At 29.7% G+C, this 18,826-nt stretch carries 23 protein-coding genes; 10 read left to right on the top strand and 13 right to left on the bottom strand.

Annotated elements, in window-relative coordinates; translation table 11 throughout:
* Nucleotides 1-13 precede the first annotated feature (13 nt).
* The 5 genes from EU91_RS06740 to prfB all read right to left on the bottom strand — a co-directional run bounded on the left by EU91_RS06740 (nt 14) and on the right by prfB (nt 2,893).
* A complete protein-coding gene (locus EU91_RS06740) occupies nt 14-610 on the bottom strand; it encodes an anthranilate synthase component II (RefSeq protein ID WP_032523956.1) in 597 nt (198 codons plus the stop codon).
* 2 nt (nt 611-612) lie between these two features.
* Nucleotides 613-1,032 (bottom strand): diacylglycerol kinase family protein, encoded by a 420-nt coding sequence (locus EU91_RS06745; protein WP_032523955.1) that lies wholly within the window; start codon nt 1,030-1,032, stop codon nt 613-615.
* Nucleotides 1,033-1,038: 6 nt separating this feature from the next.
* On the bottom strand, nt 1,039-1,578 hold the full coding sequence (ybeY, locus tag EU91_RS06750; RefSeq protein ID WP_032523954.1) for an rRNA maturation RNase YbeY: 540 nt from the start codon (nt 1,576-1,578) through the stop codon (nt 1,039-1,041).
* 6 nt (nt 1,579-1,584) lie between these two features.
* Nucleotides 1,585-1,767, bottom strand: a complete 183-nt coding sequence (locus EU91_RS06755; protein ID WP_032523953.1) for a DUF3285 domain-containing protein — start codon at nt 1,765-1,767, stop codon at nt 1,585-1,587.
* Between the two features lie 3 nt (nt 1,768-1,770).
* Nucleotides 1,771-2,893, bottom strand: a protein-coding gene (gene prfB, locus EU91_RS06760; protein WP_152556165.1) for a peptide chain release factor 2 whose coding sequence is annotated in 2 segments (ribosomal slippage) — nt 1,771-2,817 and nt 2,819-2,893 — 1,122 coding nt in all. Because the reading frame shifts where the segments join, the coding sequence is not laid out codon by codon here.
* A gap of 76 nt (nt 2,894-2,969) precedes the next feature.
* Here prfB and grxC point away from each other — a divergent pair.
* Together grxC and gshB are read left to right on the top strand one after the other, a co-directional pair.
* Nucleotides 2,970-3,224, top strand: a complete 255-nt coding sequence (gene grxC, locus EU91_RS0108415; RefSeq protein ID WP_032523951.1) for a glutaredoxin 3 — start codon at nt 2,970-2,972, stop codon at nt 3,222-3,224.
* 5 nt (nt 3,225-3,229) lie between these two features.
* Nucleotides 3,230-4,153: a glutathione synthase gene (gene gshB / locus EU91_RS06765; RefSeq protein WP_032523950.1), complete on the top strand. Its 924-nt coding sequence runs from the start codon at nt 3,230-3,232 to the stop codon at nt 4,151-4,153.
* Here gshB and EU91_RS06770 read toward each other — a convergent pair.
* Nucleotides 4,146-5,558 carry a chorismate-binding protein gene (locus tag EU91_RS06770; RefSeq protein ID WP_032523949.1) on the bottom strand — a complete coding sequence of 471 codons (1,413 nt, stop codon included), beginning with the start codon at nt 5,556-5,558 and terminating at the stop codon, nt 4,146-4,148. The genes gshB and EU91_RS06770 overlap by 8 nt on opposite strands.
* A 101-nt stretch (nt 5,559-5,659) precedes the next feature.
* On the opposite strand from EU91_RS06770, the gene menA reads away from it, so the two are divergent.
* From menA to EU91_RS06785, 3 genes are read left to right on the top strand one after another with little or no spacing between them, the layout of a single operon-like run.
* Nucleotides 5,660-6,577: a 2-carboxy-1,4-naphthoquinone phytyltransferase gene (gene menA / locus EU91_RS06775; protein ID WP_032523948.1), complete on the top strand. Its 918-nt coding sequence runs from the start codon at nt 5,660-5,662 to the stop codon at nt 6,575-6,577.
* A complete protein-coding gene (locus tag EU91_RS06780; RefSeq protein WP_032523947.1) occupies nt 6,574-7,539 on the top strand; it encodes an o-succinylbenzoate synthase in 966 nt (321 codons plus the stop codon). The genes menA and EU91_RS06780 overlap by 4 nt, the downstream gene beginning before the upstream one ends.
* Nucleotides 7,536-8,738 (top strand): AMP-binding protein, encoded by a 1,203-nt coding sequence (locus EU91_RS06785; protein WP_032524191.1) that lies wholly within the window; start codon nt 7,536-7,538, stop codon nt 8,736-8,738. The genes EU91_RS06780 and EU91_RS06785 overlap by 4 nt, the downstream gene beginning before the upstream one ends.
* Before the next feature lie 3 nt (nt 8,739-8,741).
* On the opposite strand, the gene EU91_RS06790 is transcribed toward EU91_RS06785, so the two are convergent.
* Entirely contained in the window at nt 8,742-9,194 is a 453-nt protein-coding gene (locus tag EU91_RS06790; protein ID WP_032523946.1) for an acyl-CoA thioesterase, read from the bottom strand.
* 9 nt (nt 9,195-9,203) lie between these two features.
* Nucleotides 9,204-10,391 carry an NAD(P)H-quinone oxidoreductase subunit H gene (locus EU91_RS06795; protein WP_032523945.1) on the bottom strand — a complete coding sequence of 396 codons (1,188 nt, stop codon included), beginning with the start codon at nt 10,389-10,391 and terminating at the stop codon, nt 9,204-9,206.
* Between the two features lie 38 nt (nt 10,392-10,429).
* Between EU91_RS06795 and rsmH the strand changes: the two genes are divergently transcribed.
* The gene (rsmH, locus tag EU91_RS06800; protein WP_032523944.1) at nt 10,430-11,338 is read left to right on the top strand and encodes a 16S rRNA (cytosine(1402)-N(4))-methyltransferase RsmH; all 909 of its coding nucleotides are present in this window, start codon (nt 10,430-10,432) and stop codon (nt 11,336-11,338) included.
* 3 nt (nt 11,339-11,341) lie between these two features.
* On the opposite strand, the gene EU91_RS06805 is transcribed toward rsmH, so the two are convergent.
* The gene (locus EU91_RS06805; RefSeq protein WP_032523943.1) at nt 11,342-12,487 is read right to left on the bottom strand and encodes a cysteine desulfurase family protein; all 1,146 of its coding nucleotides are present in this window, start codon (nt 12,485-12,487) and stop codon (nt 11,342-11,344) included.
* A gap of 59 nt (nt 12,488-12,546) precedes the next feature.
* On the opposite strand from EU91_RS06805, the gene EU91_RS06810 reads away from it, so the two are divergent.
* Entirely contained in the window at nt 12,547-13,275 is a 729-nt protein-coding gene (locus EU91_RS06810; RefSeq protein ID WP_032523942.1) for a response regulator transcription factor, read from the top strand.
* 1 nt (nt 13,276) lies between these two features.
* Here EU91_RS06810 and bchM read toward each other — a convergent pair whose 3' ends face one another.
* On the bottom strand, nt 13,277-13,978 hold the full coding sequence (gene bchM / locus EU91_RS06815) for a magnesium protoporphyrin IX methyltransferase (RefSeq protein ID WP_032523941.1): 702 nt from the start codon (nt 13,976-13,978) through the stop codon (nt 13,277-13,279).
* A gap of 88 nt (nt 13,979-14,066) precedes the next feature.
* Here bchM and purE point away from each other — a divergent pair, with 88 nt between their 5' ends.
* Nucleotides 14,067-14,603, top strand: a complete 537-nt coding sequence (gene purE, locus EU91_RS06820; protein WP_032523940.1) for a 5-(carboxyamino)imidazole ribonucleotide mutase — start codon at nt 14,067-14,069, stop codon at nt 14,601-14,603.
* Between the two features lie 17 nt (nt 14,604-14,620).
* Here purE and cysC read toward each other — a convergent pair whose 3' ends face one another.
* Both cysC and EU91_RS06830 read right to left on the bottom strand, forming a co-directional pair.
* On the bottom strand, nt 14,621-15,244 hold the full coding sequence (gene cysC / locus EU91_RS06825) for an adenylyl-sulfate kinase (protein WP_032523939.1): 624 nt from the start codon (nt 15,242-15,244) through the stop codon (nt 14,621-14,623).
* A gap of 42 nt (nt 15,245-15,286) precedes the next feature.
* Entirely contained in the window at nt 15,287-15,598 is a 312-nt protein-coding gene (locus tag EU91_RS06830; RefSeq protein ID WP_032523938.1) for a translation initiation factor SUI1, read from the bottom strand.
* A gap of 48 nt (nt 15,599-15,646) precedes the next feature.
* Between EU91_RS06830 and trpB the strand changes: the two genes are divergently transcribed.
* Nucleotides 15,647-16,891, top strand: coding sequence for a tryptophan synthase subunit beta (gene trpB, locus EU91_RS06835; RefSeq protein WP_032523937.1), 1,245 nt, complete (start codon nt 15,647-15,649; stop codon nt 16,889-16,891).
* Here the strand turns inward: trpB and EU91_RS06840 are convergent, their stop codons facing one another.
* Complete coding sequence (locus EU91_RS06840) at nt 16,892-17,242, bottom strand: rhodanese-like domain-containing protein (protein ID WP_032523936.1); 351 nt, start codon at nt 17,240-17,242, stop codon at nt 16,892-16,894.
* An 89-nt stretch (nt 17,243-17,331) separates the two neighbouring features.
* Between EU91_RS06840 and EU91_RS06845 the strand changes: the two genes are divergently transcribed.
* On the top strand, nt 17,332-18,783 hold the full coding sequence (locus EU91_RS06845) for a hypothetical protein (RefSeq protein WP_032523935.1): 1,452 nt from the start codon (nt 17,332-17,334) through the stop codon (nt 18,781-18,783).
* Nucleotides 18,784-18,826 lie beyond the last annotated feature (43 nt).

Genomic DNA, 18,826 nt, shown 5'->3' with positions numbered 1-18,826 from the left:
ATTTTTTTATATTTTACTTTTGTTCAGCCATTTTTAGAAAATTACTAATTAATTTATGACCAAATTGTGTCAATACACTTTCAGGATGAAACTGTACTCCATGTAAATGCTTATATTCTTTGTGAGAAATAGCCATAATAGTTGAGTCTTCTAAAGTCGCAGTTATATCGAAACAAGTTGGTAATGAACTTGAATCAACTATAAGACTATGATATCTAGTTGCCACAAATGGAGTCTCGATATCTTTAAACAAACCTTTTTGATTATGAAATATTTTGGATGTCTTACCATGCATAAGTTCTCTCCCAACTATAACCTTACCTCCAAAAGCTTGGGCCAAAGCTTGATGCCCTAAACAAACTCCTAATGTCGGAATATTTTTAGATAATTTTTTTAGTATTGGCAGACAAATTCCAGATTGATCTGGATTACCAGGACCTGGAGATAATAGGATTCCACTAGGATTTAGTTTGATAATTTCATCTAGAGTAATTTCATCATTTCTTTTAACTATTAATTCTTTAGTAATTTCATGATCAACAGAAAGTTCTCCTAAATATTGAACAAGGTTATATGTAAAACTATCGTAATTATCAATAACAAGAAACATATTTATATAAATTCAAATAACACCTTAATTTTAGGAACAAAAATATATACCGCAATAATAACAGAATTAATGGAAGCTAATAACACTGCTCCTGCAGAAGTATCTTTTGAAATTTTAGCCAAACTACTAAATTCTTTTTTCACTACTAAATCAACTATTGATTCAAGAGATGTGTTTAATACTTCTAATATTAAAACAGACATAATTGCGGCAATCAAAATTACATAATTAATTTGACTAATTTTCAGTAAAAAACCAATCATTAAACTTGTAACTGCAAAAATTAATTGAATTTTAAAATTTCTTGAAGTTTTTAATACGTAACTAATTCCACTAAAAGCATACTTAAAACTTATTAATACATTACTGGAAGTTTTATATGATTCTCTTCTATTTTTTAGAGAGTTTATTTTTTTGTCCATAGATTTTTAATCTAATTTTTTAATTAAATATTCCTGAAAATTTAACATATTTTCTAAATCAAGATCATTATTATGTTCCCATCCCAAAAGATGTAAAAATCCATGACTAGCCAACCAGAGCATTTCTTTATAGATTGAATGTTTATATTCATAAGATTGCTCAAGTGCGATCTCTAATGATATAAATATATCTCCCAACTCTATATGATCTAAATTATTTAGAGATTCATCTGAAATGATTGGGAAAGATAAAACATCAGTTGGTCCATTTTTTTGCATCCACTTCTGGTTCATAAAAGAAATTTCTTGATTAGATATTATCTGTAAACCTAATGAAAAAGACTTTTTTTCAAAAATGCAATTTGGCAATTTATAATCGTCTTTTTTTAATATTATTTTTATCCAAGATAAAAAAACTTTCTCCCAAAAACTAGATTCAAAAATAAGCTTATTTTTAGAATCTTTTAACTTATTTGAAAATTGGGGAAATTCATTACATTTAAAAACCAAATCTAAATTTATTTCAGAAATAATTTTTTCTTCCATACATTCTTATAGAGGAATATTAGGCTTACCTATTGTGGCTATAAGTATTAATATCCCTATTAAAACTAGAAAGGTTATTGAAAAATGAGAAATACTTTTTGAACCCTTCCTTACCATATTTCGCATAGCAAGCTTTATAAAGCTTGGGGGAGCAACTTTTTTTTCTATATTTTCGTCTTTATTTTTCATTAGTTATTCAATAGATTCGTTAGAAGAAATATTCATGCGTAATAATTCATAAATAAATGGTTCAAGTTCACCATCTAAAACACTATCTAAGTCGTTAGTCTCCTGCATAGTTCTTAGATCTTTTACCATTTGATAGGGATGGAAAACATAATTTCTTATTTGATTGCCCCATGCAGCTTCCACAATTTCACCTTTAATATCAGCGACTTCTGCAGCTCGTTGTTCTTTAGCAATCACGAGTAGTTTAGACTTAAGAAGTAACATAGCTTTTTCTTTATTTTGTAATTGAGATCTTTCTTGGGTACATCTTACTGAAATCCCTGAAGGCAAATGAACAATTCTCACCGCTGTTTCTACTTTGTTAACATTTTGTCCTCCAGCCCCACCAGATCTACTTGTTGTAATTTCCAAATCTTTTTCAGGTATATGAAGTGAAATATTTTCATCTAATTTTGGCATGACCTCCACCCCAGCAAAGCTGGTTTGTCTTTTACCATTAGCATTGAAAGGTGAAATTCTTACTAATCTATGAGTTCCTTTTTCATGTTGTAAATATCCGTAAGCATATTTCCCATCAATTTCAAAAGTTACACTTTTGATACCTGCTTCTTCTCCTTGAGATAATTCATTAATAATTAAACTCATTTGATTATTATCGGCCCATCTTGTATACATTCTCAATAAGATCTCTACCCAATCCTGAGCATCTGTTCCACCAGCACCTGCGTTAATAGAAACTACTGCGCCTTCCTTATCATATTCACCACATAACAATCTTTCAAATTCCCATTTATCTAAATTCTCTCTTAATTTATTTAAACCCTGCTGGGATTCCAAAATCATTTCCTCTTCTGGTTCTAAAGAATAAAGCTCTAGAGAGGCATTAGCATCAGAAATAAAAGTTTTCCATTTATCCAACAATTCAAGTTGAGCCTTAACATCGTCAAGGATTAACATTTGTTTTTTCGCTTCTTCTTGATTCTCCCAAAATTCAGGTTGAGCAGAAATTTGCTCTAACTCTCTACTTTTCGCTTTTAATCTTGGAACGTCAAAGACAATCCTGAGCATTAGCCAGGCGCTCTGTTAGTTCCGAAAGATCTTTTTTGAAATCTGTAATATCTATCAAAATAGAATTTAATCGTTATTTATAATCTAACAAGGAGTTTTATTTAATAGTATAAACTAAGTATTATTTTAAAAAAATGTCCAAAGTTGAAATTTATACTTGGCAATATTGCCCATTCTGTATTCGAGCGAAATCACTACTCAAGAAAAAAAATATAAATTTTACAGAATATAAAATAGATGGCGACGAAGATGCCAGAGCATTGATGATTGAAAGAGCTGATGGTAGAAGAACATTGCCACAAATATTTATAGATAATGAGGGTATCGGGGGCTGCGATGATCTCTACACATTAGAAAAAGAAAGTAAATTAGACGCATTATTAAATTAGATCTTATGAAATTTCTATTCGTGATAGATCCAATAAAAAATATTAATCCCTTAAAAGATTCAACTGCTGCTTTAATGCAAGCATCATCAAAAAAAAATATTGAAATCTGGAGTTGTACTCCTCAGGACCTTGAAGCTAGAGGTGATGAAGTATGGGCATCTTCCCTAAAAGTTGAAGTAAATCCGTGGATTTCTTTCAAAGATAATGATTGCATACCTCTCGCCGAATTTAATTGCATTTGGATGAGAAAAGATCCTCCTGTAAATGAGGCTTATTTATATGCAACTCATCTTTTAGAAGTTGCCGAAAGAAAAGGCGTAAAAGTAATCAACAAACCCTCATCGTTAAGAGCATGGAATGAAAAGCTAGGCGCTTTGAGATACAGCCACTTAATGGCTCCTACAATAGTTGCGAGTAAGGTAAAAGATCTTATTAATTTTGCAAACATAAATAATGAAGTAGTCATAAAACCTCTTGGAGGAAAAGGTGGTCAAGGTGTTATAAGGATAAATAAAAATTCTCCAGGTATAAAATCAATAATTGAATTAATCACTTCTCAAGAAGAATTACCCGTTATGATGCAAAAATTTATTCCTGAAGTCATAGAGGGTGATAAAAGAATAATTATCGTAAACGGTGAAGCAATTGGATCAATAAATAGGATTCCTCAAGGAGGCGATTTTAGGAGTAATTTAGCGATGGGAGGAAAAGCTGAACCAACATTATTAACAGAAAAAGAAAAAAGTATCTGCGCAGAATTATCTCAACACTTCAAAGATGAAGGTTTATTTTTTGTAGGTATCGATGTAATAAATGGAATGCTTAGCGAGATTAATGTAACCAGTCCAACAGGTTTAAGAGAAATAGAAAATTTATCCAACAAGAGTGTTTCAGAGGAAGTTATTGAAAAATTAATGGAAATTATTTAGGTTTTTTAGCGAAAAATATTTGTTTTACTATAGATTCAAATTTTAATTTAATCTCATCTATTTCTTTCTCTAAAACGGAACCTGAAACTATACCTGAACCGGCAGTAAATTCAATATTTTCTTCAAGATACCTAGCTCCTCTTATTGCTAAAAGAAATGAAGCATTTCCTGATGAATCAACCCAACCCATTGGAGAAGCATAATTTCCTCTAGGAAAAGACTCAAGAGTGTTTATCCAATCCAATGCTGCATTTTTTGGGTAACCACAAACAGCCGGAGATGGATGTAAGTTTTTAAGCAATTCAAAAGGACATATATTTTCAACTTTAGAGAAAATGAGTGTTTGCAAATGAGAAATATCTCCAAATGAATTTACCTTAATATCACTTTTTTCAAAGTTTTTTATTTTTGAAACTTCTAAACATTTAATCAAATATTGTGTTACGTAATTATGTTCCTTTACGTCTTTAGTACTTTTTAGAAGTTTTTTGTAATTTGAATTAGTAGAGATAGTTCCAGCAAGAGCCTCCAAAGTTAAATTAGGTTTAGTAAAAGAAAATAATTTTTCTGGAGATGCTCCAAACAAAATATCCTTACTATTTCTTTTCCAAACATATCTGCATGTATTTGGATGATTCTTTTTTAATCTTTTTAAAATTTCTACTAAATCGAATTTATTTCTAAATTTTATTTTAATCCTGTTCGCTAAAACTATCTTTTCGAGAATACCTTTTTCTACTAATTGAATTCCTCTGTTTAATACTTTTTTCAAACTTGCATTAGAAGTTTCTAAGGAGTGCAAGAAATCATCAATAATAGGTAAATCAAAACTAGTATTTAAACCAGATGATTTTATTAATTTTGAGCCAGAGGTAATAACTTGATTTCTAATTGTCCATATTTCTTCAATTAATGTTCTTAATGATGATTTACCTTCAACATAACCATTGATTCTTAACCAGCAATTCTTATTACTTTTAATAATTAATATTTTTGGTAAGATAGCTTCCAAACTAGGGACATCAGAAGATAAATTCTTATTATTCAAGTTTTCAGAAAAAGAAAATAAATAAATTATTTTTGAAAGTGCCCAATTATTTGATTCATTAGTCAAGTTAATTAAATTTTTAAAATTCTCAGAATTAAACTCTTTTGCCACCTCAAATCTTTTTGGACCATCCAAAGTAACATATTTACATTTCTCAAAAGCAATATATGAAATACCATTAGATTCCTCCCAAAATGAAGAAAATGGATATTTATTTATAAACAATTTATATACTTGTAATAAATCAATACGAGGAATCTCAATACAAATACTTACTAATCCAGAATTCTCCACTTTCTTATCGAAAGAGGAAAATACATCTTTTAAAAAATCTGTTAAGTTTAAATCATTTTTCATTACTTATTGAAAATAACTAAAAATCATGCAATAAAGTAAAAAATGTAACTCAATTTATAAACTACATTTAATAATGATCGAATTTTGTGAGTTAAATAAAAATGGACGAAGATAAAAAAAAATTATGGAAACAAGCGATAAAATGGCCTCTTTATTCTGTTGCCATACTTCCGGTTTTAATAACAGGTGCTTATATACTCAATCAATATGAAAAGGTAAAAATTTATAATTTGATTGCATTTACTTTAGCTGCAATTTTTATATTACTTTGGGAAAACCTAACTAATGATTTATTCGATGCAGAAACAGGAATCGATGAATTTAAATTCCATTCAATTGTAAATCTTATAAAAAATAAAAAAATAATTTCATTTATTGCTTATACATCTTTAGTTATTGGTTTATTAATAATTTCAATTATTTCACTATCAACAAGTATTAACATTTTGATTTTGGTTGCATGTTGCTGCTTCTTAGGATATTTATATCAAGGACCTCCTTTTAGATTTGGCTATCAAGGCTTAGGAGAACCATTATGCTGGCTTGCATTTGGACCTTTTGCCTACTCTGCAGTCTTAATTGCGTTAAATCCTTCTAATATTTACTTCGAAGTTATTCCCTGGAAAGTTTCTTTATTGCTTGGTTCAGGACCTTCGTTAGCAACAACTCTTGTATTATTTTGTTCACATTTTCATCAAATTTCTGAAGATAAAAAGCATGGGAAAAATTCACCTTTGGTTCGACTAGGAGCAAAAAAAGGTTCTCAATTTGTGCCTTGGATAATTTTTACAATATATATTTTTCAACTTTTAACTATAGTTACTGGATTTATTCCAGTGTTTTGTATCCTTTATTTGATTAGTTCTCCTCAAGCAATAAGACTTATAAATTTATTAAAATATTCTTATAACAAACCTTCTGCAATAAAAAATTCTAAATTCATCGCAATAAAATTTCAAACTCTTAATGGAGTTGGCTTAATTACAGGATTAATATTTAATTACTTGGTTAATAAATGAACTTAATTTTTAAAAAAAAATCTTATAGATTTAAGTTATCCACAAAAGTAGAAAATTCTAAAACCACTTATGTTACAAAACTGGGTTGGATAATTAAATTAACAAGTAATGAAAAAAAAATTGGATTTGGAGAAGTTTCACCACTTCTAGAAGAAGACTTAAAAAAATGTGCAAAACAACTAAATATGATCCCTGAGTATGTAGAACTATTTAATTTATCTGAGCACATAAATATTTTTCACCCATGCATTCAATCTGCAATAAATTCTGCATTAGCTGAGATAAATGGAAAAATAATTTTTAAAGAAAACTACGCCTTTGATGAAATTGATAAAACAGCCATACTGTTGAATTCTGAAAATGTAATTTCAGAGCTAAATGAAATTAAAAAAAGACAATCTAATATCGGAAAATCATTAACCATAAAATGGAAAGTAGCATTAAAAGAAAACCATGAGGAAGAAAAAAATTTAGAAGAAATTTTAAGCCGAATAGGAAATAATATTAAGTTAAGAATAGATGCTAATGGTTCTTGGGGTAGAAAGATAGCTAAAAGATGGGTTGATATTTTGAAAGATAACAAAAATATAGATTGGTTAGAGCAACCTCTCTGTGTTGATGATATTGAAGGAATGAAAGAACTCAACAAAAAAATCCCTATAGCCTTAGACGAATCACTTTTAAAATTTCCAACTTTGATTGATGAGTGGAAGGGTTGGCAAATTCGAAGGCCTTCTCAAGAAAATAATCCAGTTAAACTATTAAGAGAATTAGAAAATAAAAAAGCTTTAATATCTATAAGTACTTCATTTGAAACTGGAATAGGGAAGAGATGGCTTTATCATTTATCGTCTCTACAATTACAAGGACCAACTCCAAAAGTTCCTGGTTTAGCAATGAATAAATTCCCTAATTCGTTTCTATTTTTAAATGAAGCAAAAAAGATATGGGATCAACTATGAAAAATAAAATTCATACTATTGAAGTTGAAAATAATGAAACTCAATCTGTAGAGAAAATTGTTGAAAAAATTAGAGAGAATAAAATTATTTATGTAAAAAACAAATTTTATGAAGATGAAGATGTATTAGATTCAATTACTGAAAATGGGCCAGCAATTATCTTAAACAGTAGTGGTAGTTCTGGAAATCCAAGAAAATGTTTTCACCATCTAGATAATCTTAAATTATCTGCCTTTACATCAGGACAATGGCTAATAGAACAAGGATTTGAATTGCAAAACTGCTTAATTTTAAATACTTTACCCCTGAACCATATAAGTGGCTTAATGCCAATTTTTAGAAGTCAAACTTGGGGATGTGATTGTATTAATATTTCTCCAAATTTAATAAAAAAAACTCGAGAACTTTTAATTTTTACAAAAAAATCTAAAAAAAATAAAAAACATCTGATTACATCATTAGTACCGACCCAATTACAAAGACTTTTAGCTCAAAAAGATGGTATTAGTTGGCTTAAAATTTTTGATCTAATTTGGGTAGGTGGAGCTTCTATTTCAGGCGAAACTGCAGAACAATGTATAGAAGAAAAAATAAAATTAGCACCTTGTTACGGATCAACTGAAACAGCAGCAATGGTTACGAGTTTAAAACCAAAAGAATTCTTAATGGGTTTTAAAAATGTTGGAGAAATACTACCTGATACGCAAATAAGAATTAACACACAAGGGTTAATCGAGATTAAATCAGCCAGAATTGGAAACGAAATAATAGACTCTTCAAAAACTAAAAATTTCAAAAATAAAAATGGGTGGTGGCAAACCGGTGATTTAGGTGAAATTAATCAAATCAATAATTCTTTATATTTAAACTTTCTTGGAAGAAGTGATAAAGCTTTTAATTCAGGAGGAGAAATCGTTTTTCCAAAAGTAATTGAAACTCGATTAAATGATTTCATTATCAAAGAAAATATCCCAATTAATAAATTCAATATTTCAAAAGTATCAGACAAATTATGGGGAAATAAAATTAAAATAATTGTTGAATTTAGAGAACTTACAAACCATAAAAAGATTGAAAATTCTTTAAATTTATTAAAAAATTTTTCTCAAAATTGGCCTAAACATGAAAAACCTGAAAAGTGGATTGTTAAAAATAAAAATGCCAGTAAAGAAAAAATAAACTATAAATTTAAAAAATAATAATTAGCACTCTTTTAAATTTGCACTTACATTTGAAGCCTCTATCCATCTTACTAACTGATCGGGAAGTTCTATTTTATTTCTTGAATCAATATCTAAAGAACAATGTATTATTTTTCCTTCTGCTACTTTATTTTCATTTTTTATAAAAAAGCTATTTACTTGGAACAAATGTGTATTAATTTTATGAGGGGAAATTTTTATTTTTAAGAAATCTCCAATTTTTATAGGCGCAAGAAAGTTAGCTTCGCAATTTACTATGGGAAAAATAATTTGAGATTTACGTATAGAAAAATCCGGAAAAATATCTTGATAAGGAATCCCATAAATTTCAATACTCTCTTCCCAGGCTTCGTGAGACCATTTTAATAAGTTATGAAAATGAATTACACCTGCAGAATCACAATCACCAAATCTTACTTTCTTCTGCAATATTAACCAATCAGCGGGTTTCATTTAAAGAACTTATCTATCAACAGATCCCATAATGACATCTATTGAGCCAAGGATTGCCATAATATCGGCGATTTTGGCACCTTTTAGTATATGTGGCAATATTTGTAGATTATTTAAATCAGCCGCTCTAATTTTAAATCTCCATGGGGTAACTTCATTATTTCCTTGAATAAATACACCTATTTCTCCTTTACCTGACTCTAATCTTGTATACAATTCTCCATTAGGTATTTTAAAAGTTGGAGCAACCTTCTTAGCTACATATTGATAGTCAATACCAAATATTTCACTCTTCTTATCCTCAGTAGCCATTCTTTTAGCTTCCAAATTTTCTGTTGGACCACCTGGAATCATTTTGCAAGCTTGACGAATAATACTAAGTGATTGTCTCATCTCTTCAACTCTGACTCGATATCTCGCATAACAATCTCCTTCTTTTTCTGAAGCAATCTGCCAATCAAAATCGTCATAACATTCATAACTATCAACTTTCCTTAAATCCCAAGAAACTCCAGAAGCTCTTAGCATTGGGCCAGACAAAGACCAATTAATTGCCTGATCTCTTTGGATTGTTCCAAGACCTTCAATTCTTTTTCTAAAAATAGGATTATTTGTAATTAATTTTTCGTATTCATCTATCTTTGGACCGAACCAATCGCAAAAGTCTATACATTTTTCTAACCATCCGTATGGAAGATCACATGCGACACCACCTATCCTAAAGAAATTATTATTTATTAGTCTTTGTCCTGTAGCAGCTTCCCAAAGATCATAAATCATTTCTCTTTCTCTAAAAATATAGAAAAATGGAGTTTGAGCTCCAACATCTGCCAAAAAGGGGCCAAGCCATAAAAGATGATTAGCAATACGATTAAGTTCCAGCATTAAAACTCTGATGTAACTAGCTCTTCTAGGAACTGGAATATTAGCTAATCTTTCAGGAGCATTTACTACAATAGCTTCATAAAACATTCCTGCTGCATAATCCATTCTGCTTACATAAGGGACATACATTACATTTGTCCTATTTTCAGCTATCTTTTCCATTCCTCTATGTAAATATCCAATTACAGGCTCACAATCAATGACATTCTCACCATCAAGCGTTACAACTAACCTTAAAACCCCATGCATTGAGGGGTGGTGAGGGCCAAAATTGACCACCATTGGTTCTGTTCTAGTCTCTAGCTGAGCCATTCAAAATTTAACTTCTAAACAAATCTTAGTCGAAAGTTATGCAAACTGACCTATCTGATTCATCTTTTTTCAATCATAAATCAGTTATGACAGATGAGATTATGGCCTCATTAGAGCATTTCCCATTAATACATAACAACCAACTCAAGGGAATAGACGCAACTTTAGGCGGAGGAGGGCACTCTTATCATTTATTGAAAAAATATTCGGATTTAAATATAATTGGAATTGATCAAGATCCATTCGCGAGAATATCAGCATCCAAAAAACTTGATGAATTTAAAAATAGAATTGATATAAAGGCTTCTAATTTTGCTGATTTTATACCAAAAGAAAAAGTTTCTTTTGTAATTGCAGATCTTGGCATAAATAGTAACCAAATTGATGACCCTAAAAGAGGATTTAGTTTCCAAAAAGACGGTCCACTTGATATGCGCATGAATCCTCTTCTTGAGGATGATGCAGAGAAATTAATTGAGGCTTTAAATGAAAAGGATCTAGCTAACTTAATTTATAAATATGGAGATGAGAGATTATCAAGAAAGATTGCTAGGAAAATAAAAATGGATTTGAAGGAAAATGGGAAATATTCTGGGACCAAAGAGTTAGCTTATTCTATTGCAGGCTGCTTCCCACCAAAACAAAGATATAAAAAAATTCACCCCGCAACAAAAACATTTCAAGCACTAAGAATTGCTGTTAATAAAGAGATTGAAGTATTAGAAAGATTTTTAGAAGTTGTTCCTGAATGGCTTTTACCAGGGGGTATTATTTCTATTATTAGTTTTCATTCCCTTGAAGATAGGTTAGTTAAAAGTTGTTTTAAGAATGATCAAAGACTAAAAAACCTGACAAAAAAACCAATTACTCCTTCAGAACAAGAAGTCAAACTAAATAGAAGAGCTAGAAGTGGAAAATTAAGAATTGCTCAATTAAGAAGCCAATAATTTCTAACGTAATGATTTGATCGTATTTGTAAGAATATTAATTGCTTCTTTTATCTCTTTTGAATTAGTGCTTAGTCCAATACTTAACCTTATTGAAGATTCTGCTTCTTTAAAAGATCTACCTAAGGCTAATAAAACATGAGATGGTTCACCATTACTGCATGCAGATCCACTAGAACAAATTATCTTGGATTTTAAAACTTTATGAAACTTTGCTCCGTTTAAATCCAATACAGTCAAATTTAAATTTTGAGGCAATCTTTTTTCTATGGAGCCATTAATTAATAAACCAGAATTATTTTCTAATAAACCCTTCAAAAGATTATTTCTATAAATAAGTAATTTCTCAGAATTACTTTTTTGATTAAAAACTGCTATCTCTATTGCTTTAGCAAAGCCAACTACTAAAGGAAGAGGTAATGTTCCAGACCTAAGACCATATTCCTGCCCTCCTCCAACAATTAAAGGCTCGAGATTAATTTCTTCATCAATAACCAGGAGTCCTATCCCTTTAGGACCATATATTTTGTGAGAACTCATCGTTATCATATTTACATCTGATAAAAGATTGTCTAACTCGATATAACCTAAACATTGTGCAAAATCAGAGTGAAAAGTAATTCCTCTCGATTTACATATCATTGAAATATTTTCTACAGGCTGAATAACTCCTATTTCGTTATTTGCCAACATAACACTAACCATAAATGTATCTTCTCTTATATTCTTTATGAATTTTTCTTCTGAAATTAATCCATCTTTCTCTGGATTAATTTCTGTAACTTTAAATCCTTCTTTTTTTAATTGGTTTAGTGGTTCAAGTACTGCTTTGTGCTCTGTTTTTAAGGTAATAATATGTCCATAATTTCCTGTTTTTTTAAAATAATTTCTCGCAAAACCTAATAAGGCTAAGTTATTAGATTCTGTTGCGCCACTTGTAAAAATAACTTTTTTATTTTTGAGAGATAAATTTTGTTCTATTTTTTCTCTTGAAGCCTCCAATATAGCGCTTGCGTTAATACCTGCCAAATTAGATTTGCTTGCAGGGTTAAAAAATATCTCACTCCAAAAAGGTTTCATAGAATCAACAACATCTTTAGAGCAAGGAGTCGAGGATTGATAGTCTAGTAGTATGGGAGTTGATAGCATTGTATTTATTATATAAAATTCTCTTTATTACTAGAAAATCAAATTAAAGAATTTAAAAAATGAATGAAATTAATCAAATAAATAGTGAACCGGTTAGAAAATCAAGAATTTTATTAGTTGATGATGAGCCTGGTTTAAGAACAGCTGTTAAAACATTTCTAGAAGATGAGGGCTTTGAAATATTTATTGCAGTTGACGGAGAGGATGGCTGGGAAAAAGCTCAAACAGTTTTTCCCGATTTGATAATAAGCGATATTATGATGCCCCGAGCTAACGGTTATGCTTTATTAGAAAAAATTAGAGAAGATGAAAAATTAGGAGGAACTCCAGTTATTTTTCTAACTGCAAAAGGAATGACCCTAGACAGAACAGAAGGTTATCTTGCAGGCGTTGATGATTATATTTCCAAACCTTTCGACCCTGATGAATTAGCTGCTCGAGTTAAAAATGTAATCAAAAGACAAGAACGTTTACTGAAAGAAGCAGCACGATTCGCAGATATTGATGTCAGTAAAATGGCGAAGCAAATTACTGAAATAAAATCTATGCTCACAGATCAAAATCCGACTAATTTAGAAAATAAAAAAAATCTTCCTAGTTTTACTCCAAGAGAAGCGAGTGTACTTCAACTAGTAGCAGAGGGGCTGATGAACAAGGAAATTGCAAGACAGCTTGAAACATCTATTAGAAATGTTGAAAAATATGTAAGTAGACTTTTTATCAAAACAGGTACATCTAGCCGAACCGAATTGGTCCGTTATGCACTTGAAAATCATTTAGTGAAATAAATTATTTAATTTTTTCGAATTCAATTAGTTTTGAAAAATAAAAAGGAGCTTGATTTAATTTCTTTTTAACTACCTTAAATCCTCTTTCTTTAGCAGCATTAATAATACCCTTTTCTTTCAATGTATAGGCTCTTGTAGTTTTACTTGGCCCAGGAAATAATTTCCCAATATTTTTTAAAACAGCAAGAACTGGAGTATATGGTGCAAAGCTTACGATAAGTTTTTCTTTGCTTAAATCACAAAGATGTTGGACCATTTCTTCTGCAACTGGTTGAGGATAATGAATAAACACATCCAAACAAACTACAACATCAAATAATCCTTTTAATTTTTCCAAATCACAGACTTCATATTTGATTTTATCTTGTTTAAAACCTAATTCATTAATACGTTTCTTTGTTTCTTTAATCATTTCAGAAGAGATATCGCTCACCTGTAAATCTTTTATACCTAGCTTTAGTAATGGTATGGATAGACTTCCTACACCGCATCCTGCATCACAAAAACTTTTTTTTGCTACTTCAGGATAATTTTTGATGTATGAGACTACATCATCTACAGTTTTTTGATGCCCTTTCCTAATATTTTTCTGAACTGTATTAATTTCATCAGATTTGCTATAAATTTTATTCCATCTTTCAAAGCCAGTCCCATTAAAATACTCCCTAACTTCACTTTTTTCGATAATCTTATTAGACGTCATAGTTTTCTATGAAATTTATTCTTTTTATATTAACTAACTGGCGCCAAATTAATTGCACGCCATTATAGGAAAGAATTGATTTGTTATTTTGTCAGAATTAAATTCAAAAGATATATATAAAATCGCTGTCGTAATGGGTAGTGATTCAGATCTAAAAATACTGAAACCTGCTATTGATATTTTGAGAGAATTTAAAATAAAAACTGAAGTTTGTATACTTTCTGCTCATCGAACACCTATTGAAATGATGGAATATGCAAAAAATGCAGAATCAGAAAACATAAAAGTAATAATTGCCGGTGCTGGTGGTGCTGCTCATCTTCCAGGAATGCTGGCATCCATAACTTGTATTCCTATAATTGGAGTACCAGTAGAGATTAAGACACTTAAGGGGATTGATTCTCTTTTATCAATCGTTCAAATGCCCGCTGGGATTCCAGTTGCAACAGTTGCAATTAATGGAGCTCAGAATGCTGGATTATTGGCAATAGAGATGATCAGTTTATTTGATGAATCCATAAAGAAAACTTTAAAAGAATTCAGAGAAAATCTACATACACAGGTAAGAACTAAAAATAGTAAGTTATCAACTATTGGACCTGACAATTATCTTCAAAATCTATGAAACTATATTTTTTTCTATTAGTCCTTTTTAAGAAAGTTTTCTTTTTTAAGATAGGTAATAACCTTTTCAACGGAATCATTTAAATCTAACGAACCTGTATCAACAACAATTTCGGGGTTATGAGGAGCTTCATATGGACTAGAAATCCCTGTAAATTCCTTAATTTCACCCAAACGCGCTTTCTTATAAAGACCTTTAGTATCCCTATTTTCGCAAACTGTGATATCAGCAGCACAATAAACTTCAATAAAATCCTTAGATCCAATAATTTTTCTTACCTTATCTCTATCGCTAATAAATGGTGAAACGAATGCTGTAATAGTTATTATCCCAGCATTCATAAATAAATTCGCAACTTCTCCAATTCTTCTTATATTTTCTTCTCTATCTTCATCCGAAAAACCAAGATCTTTACATAAACCGTGTCTAATATTATCTCCATCCAACACATAAGTCGAAAAACCATCTAAGTGTAAAAATTCATTTAAAGCGTTAGCTAAAGTACTTTTACCAGAGCCAGATAAACCTGTAAACCAGATAACCATTCCTTTATGACCTCTCATTTTCTCTAACTTTTCTCTATCAATTGTTAAATTGTGCCACTTTATATTGGTTGACTTTGTTTGATCTTGTTCTTTCATTGTTTGGATCACCAAAATTAAAAACCTATCCTAACCCTTGCTTTATAAATTACGAAATCCCTCTTTACGAAGAAACTCAATTGATTTCGATACCATATCACCCTGTAACTGGATATTATTATCAATTAATGTTCCTCCAGTACCACAAAAAACTTTAATTTTTTTTAGTAATTCTTTTAATAATATTTCATCCTCAGTTCCTAACCCTCTAATTAAAGTTACTGTCTTACCCTTTTTACCTTTTTTTTGTTTTGAAATATTTATTTTTGATCTTTTATTAAAACTATCTACCTTAGCGACTGCTCCATATTTTTTTTCTTGATTATCAAATTCGATCCAATTCTTTTTTCCCATTATTTTAAATATAATCTATAGTTAGTTAATACTTATTCTATAGAAAAAGTGGTAAGCACATTTTCTCGCCAAGATCAAAATTATAAAAAAGACGATTTAAATCAACCCTCCAAAGAGGGAAGATTTGGAAAATATGGCGGTCAATATGTTCCTGAAACGCTAATGCCAGCTCTTTTTGAGCTTGAAACAGCTGCGTCTGATGCATGGAAAGATAAACTTTTTGTAAAAGAATTAAATCATCTTCTAAAGACTTATGTAGGCAGAGAAACACCACTTTATGAAGCCAAAAGACTTACTGAACATTACAAAACTAAACAAGCAACTCCAACAATATGGCTTAAAAGAGAAGATTTAAATCATACTGGTGCTCACAAAATTAATAATGCCCTTGGACAAGCTTTATTAGCAATAAGGATGGGCAAAAAAAGAATAATTGCAGAAACTGGAGCAGGTCAGCATGGAGTTGCTACGGCTACTGTTTGTGCGAGATTTGGCTTGAAATGTATTATTTATATGGGTGCTGAAGACATAAAAAGACAATCCCTTAACGTCTTCAGAATGAAACTTCTAGGAGCTGAAGTTAAAGTTGTAAATTCAGGAACTGCAACACTTAAGGATGCTACTAGTGAAGCCATTAGAGATTGGGTTTCTAATGTCGAAACCACGCACTACATTTTAGGATCTGTTGCAGGTCCACACCCTTTCCCAAAGATTGTGCGGGATTTTCATGCAGTTATAGGAGAAGAAACTAAAAAACAATGTCTGGAATCGTTTGGATCTTTACCCGATATTTTACTTGCTTGTGTAGGTGGGGGATCAAATGCAATGGGTCTTTTCCATCCTTTCGTTAAAGAAACTTCTGTACGACTTATTGGCGTTGAAGCCGCAGGAAGCGGAGTTGACACTGACAAACATGCTGCAACTATCACTAAAGGGTCGGTTGGAATTTTGCATGGATCAATGAGTCTTCTATTACAAGACGATAATGGTCAAGTACAAGAAGCTCACTCAATAAGTGCGGGTTTAGATTACCCTGGAGTTGGGCCGGAACATAGCCATTTAAAAGATATAGGTAGAGCAGAATATGGATCAGTAACAGATCAAGAAGCTTTAGATGCTTTGAAACTTGTCAGTGAACTTGAAGGAATTATACCAGCGCTCGAAACTTCCCATGCCTTTGCTTGGTTAGATAAATTATGCCCTACTCTTGAAAAAGATACTCATATAGTTATTAATTGCTCTGGTAGAGGTGACAAAGATGTTAATACTGTTGCATCTTCATTCGACATTTAATCAATACCTTGGAATTGATGGGTCAATATATCTACTCCATCCATCAATACCCTCCTCCAAATTCCATATTTCGCTAACAATATTATTATCTAAACACCATTGTGAAAAGTTATAACTTCTTATTCCTGCATGACAGGTAACTACAATTTTTCTGTCTAATAACCCAGAAAATATTTCTTCAACATATTCAAATGTGACTTTACTAATTGGTATATGTAGGAATTCTTTTGAGAAACGAGCAAGTTCAAGCTCTGACTGTTCTCTTACATCAATCAAGACTGGATCATCTTTCTCAGAATTAAACCAATCATTGAGACTAGAAGCATTTATAGATTTTGGATAAATTCCCAATTGATAGGATAAATTACTTGTTATTTACAATTTAATAAATTAAGTTGCAGTAGGAAGTTTATTGTTAAAAATAAAAATAAACATCCATAATGAAACTTAGGGTAGTAGCAATAATACTATTATTATCTTTATTACTTTTTTTTGGTTTTAAAAAAGTTCCTGCTAATAAAAATAAGGAGCAAAGTACAAATATTGAACAACTAAATATCTTAAAATATATACCTGAAAACAATAAATTATTATTTATTTCAAATTTAGATAGTTTTAATATTGTCAATAATAATTTAAAAGATAAAACTCAAGACAACTTTTTTTTAATAGAAGAATCTATATTAGATTACTTAGGTATAGATCTAGGAAACAATAAAATAGAAGATATCTATGATAACGAACTTATAATCTCAACTTTTGAAAATAATAAAAAGCTTAAGGATGATATTTTGATAGTTTTTAAAATTAAGCCAGAAAAAACAATAGAAGATTTATTGAATTTGCCTAATAAAATTGATCAGAATGATGAAATAATTTTAATTAATAGAGAAAACAAAATAAATTTCCTTAACTTTATATACCGAACCGAGGATAATTATATAATTGCCTCATCAGATAAAAAATTAATCAAAAATAGTATTAACTCCAGCATTAATTTTAAAGAAAAAAAATTTCAATATGAGGGAGAACTTTTTGGATTAAAAAACGAAAAAAATGTATTGTTCACAAAGAAATTTTTGGGAAGTATATTTTTTGATAAAGAAAATTTTACTAATCAAAATAAGGATATCATAGCTACAACATTTGACTTTAAAAATAAACATTTAATTTTAAAATCTTATTTACTAAATAATAAAAAAAATATTGATATTCTTACTTACGATCAGTTAAAAAATCAAGAGAATACTAATGAAGATAATCCTGAAATTTCAATTTTTAGTGATATAAAAAATTTTGACAAATATCTAAAACCTTTAATAAATGATTTTGAACTCAATTTTTTTGAAGAGTTTAATCAAAATGATAATCAAAACATTTTAATTATCAATGCAAATAAAGATTGGATTATTACATTTGAAAAAAATAATGAAGATCAATTTGATTTAAGTGCTTTGAAAAAACTAAAGGATTTCAACAAATATACTTTGAAACAAAATAAAGATATTTATTCGATATATTCCAAAGATATTCTTGAAGAAAAAGACGATGTTATAAAACAATTAACTTATGAAAATATCTATTCAATAGAATCGGAAGATTTACAAATCATAAGTAATCATTTAATTGATGGTAAAAAACTAGATAAAATATCAAAAAAATTTTTTAACCTAAAAAGTAATAAAGATAAATCTGCTTTTCTTTATTCAAAAGTTAATATCAAAAATGGTAATTCTAATAAAATTGAATATTTTACTAATTTCCAGGATCTTAATTTTCTCATTAGAAATATCCTAAAAATATCAAATGAAGAATCGCTAGAAATCATAAGTCAATCTATTCCTGAAAAAAATCCAATTCTTTATAAAGAAACAATATTAAAAATTCTTTAAATTAAATTTATTAAAACAAGCTTCAAACACAATCATTTTAATT

Origin of the sequence: Prochlorococcus marinus str. GP2, assembly GCF_000759885.1 — a bacterium.
Classification (GTDB): domain Bacteria; phylum Cyanobacteriota; class Cyanobacteriia; order PCC-6307; family Cyanobiaceae; genus Prochlorococcus_A; species Prochlorococcus_A marinus_J.
Note: the sequence above shows the minus strand (reverse complement) of the source record. Positions and strands in the feature narration are given on the sequence as shown.

Coding starts and splice junctions, on each gene's coding strand:
- EU91_RS06790 (WP_032523946.1), bottom strand. CDS start 9,194: ATGAAACCCGCTGATTGGTTAATATTGCAGAAGAAAGTAAGATTTGGT.
- EU91_RS06845 (WP_032523935.1), top strand. CDS start 17,332: ATGAAACTTAGGGTAGTAGCAATAATACTATTATTATCTTTATTACTT.
- EU91_RS06745 (WP_032523955.1), bottom strand. CDS start 1,032: ATGGACAAAAAAATAAACTCTCTAAAAAATAGAAGAGAATCATATAAA.
- EU91_RS06795 (WP_032523945.1), bottom strand. CDS start 10,391: ATGGCTCAGCTAGAGACTAGAACAGAACCAATGGTGGTCAATTTTGGC.
- EU91_RS06755 (WP_032523953.1), bottom strand. CDS start 1,767: ATGAAAAATAAAGACGAAAATATAGAAAAAAAAGTTGCTCCCCCAAGC.
- gshB (WP_032523950.1), top strand. CDS start 3,230: ATGAAATTTCTATTCGTGATAGATCCAATAAAAAATATTAATCCCTTA.
- cysC (WP_032523939.1), bottom strand. CDS start 15,244: ATGAAAGAACAAGATCAAACAAAGTCAACCAATATAAAGTGGCACAAT.
- EU91_RS06810 (WP_032523942.1), top strand. CDS start 12,547: ATGAATGAAATTAATCAAATAAATAGTGAACCGGTTAGAAAATCAAGA.
- menA (WP_032523948.1), top strand. CDS start 5,660: ATGGACGAAGATAAAAAAAAATTATGGAAACAAGCGATAAAATGGCCT.
- EU91_RS06805 (WP_032523943.1), bottom strand. CDS start 12,487: ATGCTATCAACTCCCATACTACTAGACTATCAATCCTCGACTCCTTGC.
- EU91_RS06740 (WP_032523956.1), bottom strand. CDS start 610: ATGTTTCTTGTTATTGATAATTACGATAGTTTTACATATAACCTTGTT.
- EU91_RS06785 (WP_032524191.1), top strand. CDS start 7,536: ATGAAAAATAAAATTCATACTATTGAAGTTGAAAATAATGAAACTCAA.
- EU91_RS06770 (WP_032523949.1), bottom strand. CDS start 5,558: ATGAAAAATGATTTAAACTTAACAGATTTTTTAAAAGATGTATTTTCC.
- rsmH (WP_032523944.1), top strand. CDS start 10,430: ATGCAAACTGACCTATCTGATTCATCTTTTTTCAATCATAAATCAGTT.
- ybeY (WP_032523954.1), bottom strand. CDS start 1,578: ATGGAAGAAAAAATTATTTCTGAAATAAATTTAGATTTGGTTTTTAAA.
- bchM (WP_032523941.1), bottom strand. CDS start 13,978: ATGACGTCTAATAAGATTATCGAAAAAAGTGAAGTTAGGGAGTATTTT.
- EU91_RS06830 (WP_032523938.1), bottom strand. CDS start 15,598: ATGGGAAAAAAGAATTGGATCGAATTTGATAATCAAGAAAAAAAATAT.
- grxC (WP_032523951.1), top strand. CDS start 2,970: ATGTCCAAAGTTGAAATTTATACTTGGCAATATTGCCCATTCTGTATT.
- EU91_RS06780 (WP_032523947.1), top strand. CDS start 6,574: ATGAACTTAATTTTTAAAAAAAAATCTTATAGATTTAAGTTATCCACA.